We start from the raw sequence: 13,065 nt of genomic DNA, 5'->3' as shown, positions 1-13,065 counted from the left end.
CGATGAGGTTTACGCTTATGTTGTCGCTACTGAATAGCTTGGCCCAGGGGCTCATCAAGCTCAGCCATAATCTCGCTGCAATACTCCTCGCCATTGCGGTGGTTTTAGTCTCCTTCCAAGTCTTCACCCGTTTTATTCTCGGCGACCCCGCTGCCTGGTCAGAAATCCTGGCGCGAGGATTAATTGTCTGGAGCGTGTTTTTAGTCAGTGCTGCGGCTTTCTGGTACGGGGCCATGATTTCCATTGACCTTTTCCTTGATCGCTTGCCGCCGCGTTTGCGCATTTATGGTCAGCGTTTGGTATGCGCCGCCGTATTAACACTACTCACAATTCTTGTCTGGCAAGGGTACCTGATCACCTTGCGCGTATCTGGACAGCAAATCGCCATGCTCGAAATCCCTATGTCCTGGTTTTATGCCGCTATACCCACTGGCTGTGCCGTCGCCATTGTCGCAGTGGTTGCGCGCCAGCTCTGTGCCGAATATCAGCATCATCACGGGCAGCACAAGACGAGTCCTCTCCGCACTGATGTAGGAGAAACACTATGAACCTGGCAATCAGCTCAGCGTTGATCGCGCTGTTTGCCTTGTCGATACCGATTGCGGTTGCTATCGCCTTAACCGCGGTGATTGGTCTTTATTTCTTCAGCAGCGTTCCACTTATGGTCGTCCCACAGCGCATGTTCGTGGGGTTGGATAGCTTTCCTCTCATGGCAGTGCCGTTCTTTATTCTAGCCGGCCATATAATGAGCAGCGGGGGCATTGCCACCCGCATGGTCGAGTTTGCCCGCTCACTGGTAGGCGGCATTCAGGGCGGCCTGGCCTGCACCTGCGTGGTTACCTGCATGATGTTTGCCGCCATCTCGGGCTCCAGTGTGGCAACTACCTTTGCCATTGGCGCCATTTTGATTCCTGCCATGGTAGCCCGTGGCTACCCGGCGCCGATGGCCGCCTCTATTCAGGCCTCTTCTGCGGAACTGGGCATTATTATCCCCCCGTCAGTGCCATTGATTCTCTACGGTGTCAGCACAGAAACGTCCATTACACAACTATTTCTCGCTGGCTTTGGCCCCGGTCTAATGATCGGGCTAGCCTTGATTGTAATGGTCGTTATTTGGTGCCGCTTAAAAGGCTATGGCACCCAGGATGGTGATTTACGCTCGCCGATTTGGCCCGCATTTCGCAGTGCCTTTCTCGCTCTACTAATGCCGGTCATTATCATTGGAGGGATTTACGGTGGCATCTTTACCCCCACTGAGGCCTCCACGGTGGCAGTGTTGTATGGGCTGTTTTTAGGTATGGTGGTTTATCGCACTATCAAACTAAATGATTTGCCGCGTATTTTCCGCGAAAGCGCCCTTTCGGCAGGGTCAATCATGCTGATTATTGCCGCGGCCTCTATTCTGAGTTTTGTGATTGGACGTTCAGGTTTGGCCAGTGATATTGGCGCCTGGGCACAAAACACTTTTGATAATCGCTACACCTTCCTACTAGCCATCAATATGTTGCTACTGGTGGTCGGAATGTTTATCGAAACCTCCGCCGCTATTTTAATTCTTGCCCCCATTTTGGCCCCCATTGCGATTGGGTTCGGCATTGACCCAGTGCATTTCGGCATCGTGATCGTCGTGAATTTAGCGTTGGGTATGTTTACCCCGCCTCTAGGAGTGAATCTTTTTGCCGCCGCGCAAGTAGCCAAGCTGCCCGTTGAACAGCTATTTCGATTTTTGTTGCCGCCGGTACTCACCATCATTACCTGCCTGATGCTGATTACCTATGTGCCGATGATCTCGCTGTTTCTGCGCGATCTCCTTTTTTGAACTGCCGGAGTCTAATTGATGAGCACACGTATTCACGCCCGCTACCTGATTGAGACGCCCTACCCGGTTGAACACGCGGCTCAAGTCATGGCCGGTGAGCAATCGTCCGGCACCTTTACTCGCTTAGCCAATGAAACCGATGCCTTGCGGGAAGCCCATGGGGCGGTCGTCGAAAACATTGAGACACTGGAGGCGGTTGAGGCACCTTCGCTGCCCATGCGCGCTGATTTGGCGCCGCAAGGCCACGCTTTGTTTCAGCGCGCACTAGTGGAGCTCTCCTGGCCGCTGGAAAACATGGGCCCTTCTCTACCGAATCTAGTGTCTACCGTTGCGGGCAACCTGTTTGAACTCAAGGAGTTTTCCGCACTGAAATTACTGGATATCGACTTACCCAGCGCCTTCGCAGACGCCTACCCTGGCCCACAATTTGGAATGTCGGGCACACGTCAGCTAACCGGCATTACCAGCGGCCCGCTGTTAGGCACCATTATTAAGCCCAGCGTAGGCTTATCCCCAGCTGAAACCGCTGACATGGTGACGCAACTCGTGGCGGGAGGTATTGATTTTATTAAAGACGACGAGCTGCAGGCTAACGGCCCCCATAACCCACTGCGAGCGCGCGTCGATGCCATCATGCCGATTATCAACGCCCATGCGGAGCGCACCGGCAAAAAGGTGATGTACGCCTTTAATATCAGTGGTGATATCGACGAAATGCGCGCGCAGCATGACTACGTGGTGGCTGCTGGCGGCACCTGCGTCATGGTCGCTGTTAACAGCATTGGCTTAGCAGGTGTCGCGCACTTACGCCGCCACTCCCAGGTAGCGCTGCATGGTCACCGTGCAGGCTGGGGCATGTTAAGCCGTTCACCTCACTTGGGAATGGCGTTTGACGCTTACCATAAACTGTGGCGGCTAGCGGGAGTGGATCATATTCACGTCAATGGCCTGCGCAATAAATTCAGCGAAGAGGACGCTAGCGTAATCAATAGCGCTCGCGCCTGCCAAACAGCGATGTTTGAGGCACCTGCAGCGGGTTATCAGATTATGCCGGTCTTCTCGTCGGGGCAAAGCGCCGCCCAAGTGGCTGATACCTATCAGGCACTTGGCAATAGCGATCTGATTTACTGCTGTGGCGGCGGCATCATGGCTCACCCTGGCGGTATTGCCGGTGGGGTAGCAAGCCTGCGCCAGGCGTGGCAAGCAGCCATGGCGAATATTCCGCTGGCAACCTATGCCCGTGAGCACCGAGAACTTGCCCAGGCCATGGAGACCTTTAGCGTATGAGCACGCCTCTTCTTCTCTCCTATTACGGCGATGACCTCACTGGTTCGACCGATGTGATGGAAGCGTTAAGCCTGAACGGGGTGGAAACAGTGCTTTTTCTGGCACCGCCCAGCGAAGAGCAATTAGCTCCATTTGCCGATTTTCCAGCGATTGGCCTAGCAGGTACCAGCCGCAGCGAGTCCCCAGACTGGATGGAAACACACCTAAACAACGCCCTGGCATGGTTGCAATCCCTTAACGCTTCTATGTGTCACTACAAGGTGTGTTCCACCTTCGATAGCGCGCCAGATATTGGCAATATCGGCAAAGCGCTGGAAATAGGCAAAGCCCTGTTTGCGCAAAGCTGCGTGCCGCTGGTGGTAGGTGCCCCTCAGCTAAAGCGCTATACCGTTTTTGGCCAACATTTTGCCGCCTTCGATGGCGAGGTTCACCGTATTGACCGCCACCCAGTAATGAGCCGCCATCCAGTAACGCCCATGGCAGAGGCCGATTTAAGGCTTCATTTGGCTAAACAAACCCAACTCTCTATCGGTTTAGCCGACGTACTGTGCATCGAATCAGCCAATACCGATTCCCAGGTTGACCAACTAAGTCGCTCGAATGACGTATTGCTCTACGACACACTGAACCGCAACCATCAGGCAAAAGTGGGCACACAGCTATGGCGAACGCGATTACCTGATGGCAGCTACGTGGTGGGTTCATCCGCCGTAGAGTATGCGTTAGTAGATACTTGGCGAAAGCAGGCGCTCATTCCCGAAAACCCACCGCTGTTCTCCTCTCCTGGGGCGGTTGAAAAAATTGCCGTGGTGTCGGGCAGTTGCTCTGAAGTAACTGCCCGGCAAATTCGACATGCGGAAACCAACGAATTTCGCGTCGTTGCCATTGATGTCGTCAAACTTATCGACGATCGGACGCATGCCGACACCATGAACAAGGCATTGAAAGAGGCTATCGAAGCACTCAATCATGGCAAAAGCGTCATAGTGTACTCTGCCCTGGGGCCAAACAGCGATGCGGATGCTGTGCATCAGGGCGGGGAAAAGGCACGCCATCTTATTGGTCGCTCGCTAGGTCAATTATTACGTCAGATGGTAGAAGCCCATGGGCTTAAGCGCGTAGTGATCGCTGGGGGCGACACTTCCAGCCATGCGCTTAGCCAACTTGGCGTACACGCCCTCACCACGCGCCTGCCGCTGCCGGAAACGCCGGGCTCGCCGCTCTGCACCGCCCATAGCAACCAGCCAGCCTTTGATGGCTTGGAAGTCGCCTTAAAAGGCGGACAGATCGGCAGTGAAAGCTATTTTGTGACTATTCGTGATGGCAAAGCCTAGGCGTCTTAACCCCACTAGTGTTGTAGCGACCTGAATTCGGTAGGATTGGCGTCATCGCACGTTTCGCTGCCAGGATGCCCTCTCCCCATGCTCAACGGAATTTGGTTAAGCTTCTTTATCGCTGCCTTCGCGGCCTCACTCTGGCAGTGGTTGGTAGGCGGCGATAGCGAGGTATTTGCTCGCTTGGTGCAGTCACTGTTCGATATGGCGGAAGTGAGCGTTGATATTATCCTGGTGCTGCTGGGCACCATGACGCTGTGGCTGGGGTTTCTCTCGATTGCCGAAAAAGCCGGCTTGATTCGCCTGCTTGGGCGGGTGCTCGACCCGCTGTTCTGCCGCTTAATGCCAGAGGTTCCCCGTGGCCACCCGGCCATGGGGCTGATCAGTATGAACTTCGCGGCGAATATCCTGGGGCTGGATAACGCCGCCACACCGATTGGCATCAAGGCGATGCACTCGCTGCAGAGCCTTAACCCCAGCAGTGAGACCGCCAGCAACGCGCAAATTCTGTTTTTGGTGCTCAATACTTCTTCTCTCACGCTATTGCCGGTAACGATTTTTATGTATCGCGCCCAACAAGGCGCTGCCGACCCCACGCTGGTCTTTTTACCTATTCTGCTGGCAACAACCGCCTCCAGCCTGGCGGGGCTTTTGGCGGTGGCGGTGATGCAGCGCTTAAAACTGTGGCAGCCCGTGGTACTAGCCTATTTAGCGATTGCTGCGCTTGCATTGGGGCTACTGATCACCATGTTGGCAGGTATGTCCACCCAGGCGCTGGCGGCGGCCTCTACGCTAGTGGGCAACCTGACGCTATTTAGCATTGTGATGATGTTTTTAGTGGTAGGGGCGCTACGCGGGGTGAGGGTGTATGACGCCTTTATCGAAGGCGCAAAAGAGGGGCTGAGCTTTACCATCACGCTGCTGCCCTACTTGATCGCCATGCTGGTAGCAGTCGGCGTGCTGCGCGCAAGCGGCGTCTTGGACGCAGGGTTAGGCGGCATCCGTTGGATAGTAGAAGGCTTCGGCTGGGACACCCGCTTTGTCGATGCCCTCCCCACCGCTTTCGTGAAGCCACTTTCTGGCAGCGGCGCCCGCGCCATGATGATCGAAACCATGGATACCTTCGGCGTAGACAGCTTCGCCGGGCTACTCGCGGCCACCATGCAAGGCAGCACTGAAACCACCTTCTATGTGCTGGCCGTCTACTTTGGCGCCGTGGGTATCACTCGGATTCGCCACGGCTTAGGCTGTGCGCTGATCGCCGATGTGGCGGGAGTCACTACTGCGATTGCGGTGTGCTACTGGTTTTTTGGATAGCTGACGTTAGCGGGCTTTCGTTCACTAGGCTCAGCGTCTACCTTTCAGGGGAGCCGCATTAAGCTCTACAGGCAAGTAGATCAGGTGCCATCGTTAAGCAGTAGAAAGGCGTTTAAACATTCGTTGCTCCCGGGTGTTTACCGTTCAAGGACGATAGGTGAAATATGGCAGGCGCAAGCAGTATGTTGATAGCGCTGGCGGCCTTCTGCTGGGGGATATCCGGGGGAATCGCAGGCATTTTGCTAGACGACGGCTGGGATGCAGCCGTCGTATCATTTTATCGGGGGGTTATAGGACTTCTCTTCGCACTTGGGTGGCTGCTGCTTCAACGCCGTCATAGCGGCTTGAACAGCAGGCAGCTTTGGTTCTGGTCGGTGATTGCAGGCCTAGGCGTAGCTGGCAACTTTACGTTCTATTTTCTTAGTATTGAGTATGGCAACGTTGCGGTCGCTGCTACCTTGATGTACTGCGCCCCTGTCTTTGTCTATCTCGTCTCATTTGCTCTCAAACTTGAGCGCCCCACCACTGCCAAGTGGCTGGCCATTGCGCTGGTTATGGTGGGTATTGTGCTGTTAACCAAGTTGTATGCCATCAGCGCCAGTGGTCTCTCGTTAATTGGCGTGGGCACCGGGTTGCTTGCCGGGTTCTCCTACGCCGTGTTCATTTTTGGTTTCAAATATGCCGCGCCCCATGGCAGTCCCCAGGCAATTCTTTCGGTTGCCCTCACCGTGCTGGCCATCGCATTGCTGTTGCCAACGGACATTAACCAGGCTGTCTGCGTCGTCAGCGCACCGGAGCTGCCGCTGTTTGTAGCGCTGGGCATTCTCGGCGCTGGGCTATCTTTTCTGCTATACGTGGTAGGTATCAAGCATGCGGCACCTGCGCTAGCCTCCATGATTGCCATGGTCGAGCCGATCACCGCTACCCTGTTTGGCGTAGCGGTGTTAAACGAAAGTCTGGGCGTTATTCAAATGGCAGGTATGGGAATCATCTTGCTAACCGTCACCGCACTGAGCGTTTCTTCCCGCTGATTGGCTTAACGGCTACACTCACCGCGCATGGGCGCACTCAATGCCTTGCGCAGCGTTGCCCCCAACAGCCCTTGTCCAATTAGCACGGTTAGCTTCGCGATAGCGGCTTCCAGGGTGATATCGCTTCCGGCAATCACGCCCGCTTGATTGAGTGCGGCACCGGTGGCGTAGGCCCCCTGCACTACCTCGCCTTGGGCACACTGGGTAACGTTAAGCAGCGCTACGCCTCTCTCGCTGGCCGCCTTCAAGGCGTCAAGCAGCTCGCCTTCAAAGCTAAGCGGGTTGCCAACCCCGTAGCTATAAAGCACTAGCCCTTTTAGCGTTTTATCCGCCAGCAACGCCTTTGCGCGGCGCAGCGACATTCCTGGATGCAGCGGCAGCACCGCCACCGCCTCGTCGTCCACCTCAATAGGTGCAAAATTCGGTTTACCGCTCAGCAGCGCCGAGGGTTGGGGAAAACTAATGCCAATACCAAGCTCGGCAAGCCAAGGGAAGTTGGGTGAATCGAAGGCATCTAAGCCTTGAGTGCGCATCTTGCGGGCTCGGTTACCGCGCAACAGCCGGTCGTGAAATGCCAGGCTTACTTCACAAGGTGTTGCTGGGTGAGCAGCAAGCTGCAGCGCGCTGACCACACTGTTCAACGCATCGCTTCTTGGCTCACCCAGTGGAATTTGGGAGCCGGTGAAGATCACCGGCTTATTCAACGCACCGAGCACAAACGAGAGCGCTGCGGCGCTGTACGCCATGGTATCGGTGCCGTGGAGTACCACAAAGGCATCGTAAGCCTGCCAGTGCGTCTCCAATACTGCCACCAAACGATTCCATGTCTCGGGCATTAACTCGGCGCTATCAATCAGCGGCTGCATTTCCAGCACATCAAACGCTGGCAGCCGGTAAGGATCGGCTAGGGCCAAATGCGCCGCCAGGCGTTCGGCCAGCCCCGCGCAGGGTATATAACCTTGTGGGGATGGCTGCATACCAATCGTCCCGCCGGTATAGAGCATCAGTACGCGGGGCATAGGCACTCCTTTCCTATCGATCCATTTTAGATGACAACTTACTTCGCAGGCGCGCCTTCAAGGCGCTGTTTTAACGCTTCAGCCTCCTTGGGCTCTAGCTCCCAGGCTTTCGGATCCAGATCGAGATCGGGATGCTGGTTGGTATCAAAAATCGGCTGTTTGATCCCCTGTCGGCGTTGCACATCGAAGTCTTTCAAAATGCGTAGGCCGCACTTGAACAGCATGATCAACGCAATCAGGTTGACCACCGCCAGCAGGCCCATGGTGACATCAGCAAAGCCGAACACGGTGCCCAAATCAGTCGTCGCACCCCAGCAAACCAACAACACGATGGCGACGCGGAAGGCGTTAAACAGGTTCTGGTTGTCGCGGCTAAAAAAGTTGAGGCTGTTCTCACCCAAGTAGTAGTTGTAGAGAATGGTGCTAAACGCAAACAGCAACAGTGCCAAGCTGACAAAAGTGCGACCCCATTCGCCCACATGGTCGGCCAGCGCTGCCTGGGTTAGGGCGATGCCTTCAACACCAGCGCCTACGGTCGGGTCATAAGCACCACTGAGCAGAATCACAAACGCCGTGGCGGAACAGATAATCACGGTATCGATAAATACCGAAAACGCCTGCACGATGCCCTGGTTGGCAGGGTGCGGCACATAGGCCACCGCCGCGACGTTAGGCGCACTACCCAAGCCCGCTTCATTAGAGAACAAGCCACGCTTCAGGCCCATCATAATTGCCGCGCCAATACCGCCGCCAATCAGCGGTTCAAGGCCGAAAGCGCTCTTGACAATCAGCGCTATCACGCCAGGGATTTCGGTAATATTCATGGCGATGACCAGCAGCGCAATGGCGATATAGCTCACCGCCATAAAGGGCACCAAAACCTCGGAAATACGTGCGATACGCTTAATGCCGCCGAAGATAATCAGCCCTACCAGCATCGCAAGACCAATACCGCTATACAGCACTGGCACGCCAAAGGCGTCACCGAAAGAGGTTGCCACGGCATAGGATTGCAGTGCGGTAAAGGCAAAGCCGAAGGTCAACAGCAGCAGCACCGAGTAGAACGCAGCCAGCCAGCGCCACTGTTTACCCAGCCCTTTCACAATGTAGTACGCCGGGCCGCCGCGATAGGTGCCGTCACCTTCGGCTTCTTTATAGGTCTGTGCCAGGGTGCATTCCAAAAAGCTGGTGGCCATGCCCATCAAGCCCACCAACCACATCCAAAAAATCGCCCCTGGGCCCCCCAGCGTAATCGCAACCGCTACGCCGGCGATGTTACCGCCACCGACGCGCCCGGCAACTGAAAGTACCAGCGCCTGAAACGAGCTTAAATGGCCGTGTTTATTGCGCTTAAAGGCTTGGCCGGAACCGAGGATGCGAAACATCTCACCGAAATAGCGAAACTGCACAAAGCGGGACGCAACGGTAAAACCGATGCCAACGCCCACCAGCAGCACTAATAGAACCTTCCCCCACAGGAGGTCATTGAGCATATCGAGCATGTGATTCTCTCCGCGTTTTTGTATTAACGTTATGTTTGAATTCGCGTCGTTTGTTATCGCACATGTGGAATTCGCGCCACGGAGAACGTTTTACCAAGTGTGGGGCAGGATTAAATTTGGCGCAGCGGTGCAGTTGTGTGCACTCGCTGCATCAGTGGGTGCACCATAATGCATCAGGCAAGCCGTCAGACCTTCTCGGCAATGCGGTGGGCTAACTTATGGATAAAGGGGCCGCTGATAAACGCAATGATCCCAGCTGCTGGCCAAGCAAGAAACCAAGCGTGCATCCAGATGCCAACAAAATCAGCATGCATCCCGATATTCACGTAGGTCACCCAGGCAGACATAATTAGCGATAGCGTAAACGACATGAGAATAGCGAAGATAATTCTATGTTTCATGGGAGTACCTAAGGATGATGTATAAGTGCAGGCAGATTAACAAACGTCTATAACGGTAATATATGCCAAATTATAAGAATCAATTTTACAGAATTGCAAAATGCGCAAACCCTCTTTAGATGACCTGAATATCTTTATCGTGGCCGCTAATCAACGCAGCCTCACGGCTGCGGCGGCATCGTTGAAGATGACTATTGCCACTGTGTCGAGGCGTATAAGCGCATTAGAAGCCACGCTAGGCGTTGAGTTGCTCTATCGCTCAACCAAGGGGTTGACGTTGACGCCTCACGGCGAATCCTACTACCGCGAATGTGAGGAATTGGTGCTCGCACTAGATCAGCGCATTTTGGATCTGGATCAAACGCTGCATAGCCTAAGCGGTCCGTTGAAAATTATGGCGCCGGTCAATTTGGGCAGCGGGCCGCTAGATGCATTTTGGCGTCACTTTATCCACCGCTATCCTGAGATTGCACTCACTATCGAGTTAGATAACAACGTGGTCGATATTCGCGATCACCAAGCGGATATTGCTCTACGCTCTGGACCACAAAAAGATTCGACACTGATACAAAAGTATCTGGGCTATATAGAACCGATTTTGGTGGCTTCACCGACGATGAAGCACTCTCTTCCCAGCACGGTGGAGGAACTCCAGGCTTGCCCCAGCGTGGCAGCAAAGATGTTTAGCGAGTGGCAGCTGTTCCACCAAGAGGGAAGCCAGTATGCTTGTCACAAGAATCATTTTCATATCAGTAACGACATGAGTATTGTGCTCAATCTCACTCTATCGGGCGCTGGTATCGCATTGATGCCCGCCAGTATGGTGGCGAGCCGCTTACAAACGGGCGAGTTAATACGGGTGCTCCCCGAGTGGCAGGGGCGCCACAGAGAGATCTTCTTGGTATGGCCCTACCGGCGAAGCCTTTCAGCGCGGGCCAAGCTGTTTCGCAGCGAGCTAATCGAATTCCTCAGCCACCAATCCTGGTTCCACTCTGCTGATTAGACCAGCCGGCTGCACCGAACGTTCTCTACTGGCGCCGTAACGCCAGCAGTTAACGATCATCACTTTTGGATAATGCTTAGATGCCCGCTTTTGCCGCCCGAGCAGCATGGAGCTTTTTATAGCTTTCAATCAAGCGCTGGTGGCGCTCTAGGCCTTCTAACTGCATGTTAGTGGGCGTTAGGCCGTGGAAACGTACCTCGCCACTCACTGAACCAACCACCGCCGCCATGGTGGCTTCGCCGAACATGCGCTGGAAGTTCTGCAGATAATCTTCAAGCTTCAGTTCATCATCCAGCACAATTTCCAGTACCGCGTTCACCGCTTGGTAGAACAGGCCACGCTCGACGGTGTTGTCGTTGTACTGCAGGAACATCTGCACGCAGTCCAATGCCTCTTCGTGGCGCTGCAGTGCCAGATAGACTAAAAGCTTCAGCTCCAGAATCGTCAGTTGCCCCCACTCGGTATTCTCATCAAATTCGATACCGATTAGCGTGATGATATCGGCGTGATCATCCATCTGGCTCTCTTCCAGCCGCTCGACCAGGTCGGTGAGCTGATCGTCGTCGAGGCGGTGCAGGTTGAGAATATCTTCGCGGTAATCCAACGCCTTATTGGTGTTATCCCAGATCAGATCTTCGATGGGATACACCTCCGAGTAACCCGGTACCAGAATTCGGCACACCGGCGCGCCCAAGTCTTCGTGTACCGCCATATACACTTCGGCACCCAGCTCTTCAAAGATACCAAACAGTGTCTCGGCTTCTTCCTCGTTGCTGCCGGAGAAGTCCCACTCGCTGAATTCAAAATCGGGCTTGGCACTAAAGAAGCGCCAGGAAACTACGCCTACCGAGTCGATAAAGTGCTCAACAAAGTTGTTGGGCTCGGAAACCGTCTGTGAATTAAAAGTGGGCAGTGGCAGATCGTTCAGGCCTTCGAAACTTCTGCCTTGTAGCAGCTCGGTCAAGCTGCGTTCCAGCGCCACTTCAAAGCTTGGGTGGGCACCAAAGGAGGCGAACACGCCGCCGGTGCGCGGGTTCATCAAGGTGACGCACATCACCGGGAACTGCCCGCCCATGGAGGCATCTTTAACTAACACTGGGAACCCCTGAGCTTCCAGAGCGTTAATACCCTCTACTATGCTTGGGTACTTTGCTAACACTTCCTGCGGCACATCCGGCAGGGTTAACTCCTGTTCGAGGATTTCGCGCTTTACCGCTCGCTCGAAAATTTCCGACAGGCACTGCACCTGGGCTTCCACCAGGGTGTTCCCCGCGCTCATGCCGTTGCTGAGGAACAGGTTTTCGATCAGGTTGGAGGGAAAGTAGACCGTCTCGCCATCGCTTTGACGCACAAACGGCAGTGAGACGATGCCCCGATCTTCGCGGCCGGAGTTGGTATCAATCAGGTTTGAGCCACACAGCTCGCCTTCCGGGTTGTAGATGTCCAGGCAGTGCTCATCGAGAATCCCTTCGGGCAGCTCGTCATTCGGCCCTGGCTTGAACCACTTCTCATTGGGGTAGTGAACAAAGGCGCTGTTCGCCATCTCTTCGCCGAAGAACTGGTCGTTATAGAAGAAGTTGCAGCTCAGGCGCTCGATAAATTCGCCCAATGCCGAGCACAGTGCGCTCTCTTTGGTCGCGCCTTTGCCGTTGGTAAAGCACATGGGGGCAGCCGCATCGCGGATATGCAGCGACCAAACATGAGGCACGATATTACGCCAGGAGGCGATCTCGATCTTCATGCCGAGATTAGCAAGGATCGCGCTCATATTGGCGATGGTCTGCTCTAACGGTAGGTCTTTGCCCTCGATATAGGTGCTGCCGCCTTCCGGGGCGCCCATCAATAGCGCCTGGGCGTCTTCGTCGATGTTTTCTACCGTCTCGATCTGGAAATCAGGGCCGGTTTGCACCACCTTCTTAACCGTGCAGCGGTCGATGGAGCGTAGAATGCCCTGGCGATCTTTTTCAGAAATATCTTCAGGCAGTTCGACCTGGATTTTGAAAATCTGCTTATAGCGATCTTCTGGGTCGACAATATTGTTCTGGGAAAGACGAATATTCTCGGTAGGAATATTCCGTGCGTTGCAGTACACCTTGACGAAGTAGGCAGCGCACATGGCCGATGAAGCCAGGAAGTAGTCAAACGGCCCAGGCGCCGAGCCGTCGCCCTTATAGCGAATCGGCTGGTCAGAGATGACCGTAAAATCGTCGAACTTGGCCTCCAGGCGGAGGTTGTCGAGATAGTTAACTTTGATTTCCATGAGCGGGCGTCCGGGGTAATGAGTGTGCCTGGGCCGTTAAATACTTAAGCCGGTAGGCGAATGGCAGCCATTATCCAGTTTTTCACCCGCTT

The 13,065-nt window shown here is 54.6% G+C and carries 11 protein-coding genes; 7 read left to right on the top strand and 4 right to left on the bottom strand.

Annotation, left to right across the window (positions count from 1 at the left end):
• Window positions 1–17: 17 nt before the first annotated feature.
• The 6 genes from HZU72_RS07980 to HZU72_RS07955 all read left to right on the top strand — a co-directional run bounded on the left by HZU72_RS07980 (window position 18) and on the right by HZU72_RS07955 (window position 6,788).
• The gene (locus HZU72_RS07980) at window positions 18–548 is read left to right on the top strand and encodes a TRAP transporter small permease (protein ID WP_180091305.1); all 531 of its coding nucleotides are present in this window, start codon (window positions 18–20) and stop codon (window positions 546–548) included.
• A complete protein-coding gene (locus HZU72_RS07975) occupies window positions 545–1,819 on the top strand; it encodes a TRAP transporter large permease (protein WP_180091304.1) in 1,275 nt (424 codons plus the stop codon). Before HZU72_RS07980 ends, HZU72_RS07975 begins: the two co-directional genes overlap by 4 nt.
• A gap of 18 nt (window positions 1,820–1,837) precedes the next feature.
• Window positions 1,838–3,106 (top strand): ribulose-bisphosphate carboxylase large subunit family protein, encoded by a 1,269-nt coding sequence (locus tag HZU72_RS07970; RefSeq protein WP_180091303.1) that lies wholly within the window; start codon window positions 1,838–1,840, stop codon window positions 3,104–3,106.
• Entirely contained in the window at window positions 3,103–4,440 is a 1,338-nt protein-coding gene (locus tag HZU72_RS07965) for a four-carbon acid sugar kinase family protein (protein ID WP_180091302.1), read from the top strand. The genes HZU72_RS07970 and HZU72_RS07965 overlap by 4 nt, the downstream gene beginning before the upstream one ends.
• 87 nt (window positions 4,441–4,527) lie before the next feature.
• Window positions 4,528–5,757 carry a spore maturation protein gene (locus tag HZU72_RS07960; RefSeq protein WP_180091301.1) on the top strand — a complete coding sequence of 410 codons (1,230 nt, stop codon included), beginning with the start codon at window positions 4,528–4,530 and terminating at the stop codon, window positions 5,755–5,757.
• Between the two features lie 164 nt (window positions 5,758–5,921).
• A complete protein-coding gene (locus tag HZU72_RS07955) occupies window positions 5,922–6,788 on the top strand; it encodes a DMT family transporter (RefSeq protein ID WP_180091300.1) in 867 nt (288 codons plus the stop codon).
• A 5-nt stretch (window positions 6,789–6,793) separates the two neighbouring features.
• On the opposite strand, the gene HZU72_RS07950 is transcribed toward HZU72_RS07955, so the two are convergent.
• The 3 genes from HZU72_RS07950 to HZU72_RS07940 form a co-directional block, all read right to left on the bottom strand.
• Entirely contained in the window at window positions 6,794–7,807 is a 1,014-nt protein-coding gene (locus HZU72_RS07950) for an asparaginase (protein WP_180091299.1), read from the bottom strand.
• A gap of 38 nt (window positions 7,808–7,845) precedes the next feature.
• Window positions 7,846–9,309, bottom strand: coding sequence for an alanine/glycine:cation symporter family protein (locus HZU72_RS07945; protein WP_180091298.1), 1,464 nt, complete (start codon window positions 9,307–9,309; stop codon window positions 7,846–7,848).
• A 185-nt stretch (window positions 9,310–9,494) separates the two neighbouring features.
• On the bottom strand, window positions 9,495–9,710 hold the full coding sequence (locus HZU72_RS07940) for a DUF2798 domain-containing protein (RefSeq protein WP_022522320.1): 216 nt from the start codon (window positions 9,708–9,710) through the stop codon (window positions 9,495–9,497).
• Window positions 9,711–9,810: 100 nt separating this feature from the next.
• On the opposite strand from HZU72_RS07940, the gene HZU72_RS07935 reads away from it, so the two are divergent.
• Complete coding sequence (locus HZU72_RS07935) at window positions 9,811–10,713, top strand: LysR family transcriptional regulator (RefSeq protein ID WP_180091297.1); 903 nt, start codon at window positions 9,811–9,813, stop codon at window positions 10,711–10,713.
• A 76-nt stretch (window positions 10,714–10,789) separates the two neighbouring features.
• Here HZU72_RS07935 and HZU72_RS07930 read toward each other — a convergent pair whose 3' ends face one another.
• A complete protein-coding gene (locus tag HZU72_RS07930; RefSeq protein WP_180091296.1) occupies window positions 10,790–12,973 on the bottom strand; it encodes an OsmC domain/YcaO domain-containing protein in 2,184 nt (727 codons plus the stop codon).
• Window positions 12,974–13,065 lie beyond the last annotated feature (92 nt).

Source organism: Vreelandella sedimenti (assembly GCF_013416325.1).
GTDB classification, from domain to species: domain Bacteria; phylum Pseudomonadota; class Gammaproteobacteria; order Pseudomonadales; family Halomonadaceae; genus Vreelandella; species Vreelandella sedimenti.
Note: the sequence above shows the minus strand (reverse complement) of the source record. Positions and strands in the feature narration are given on the sequence as shown.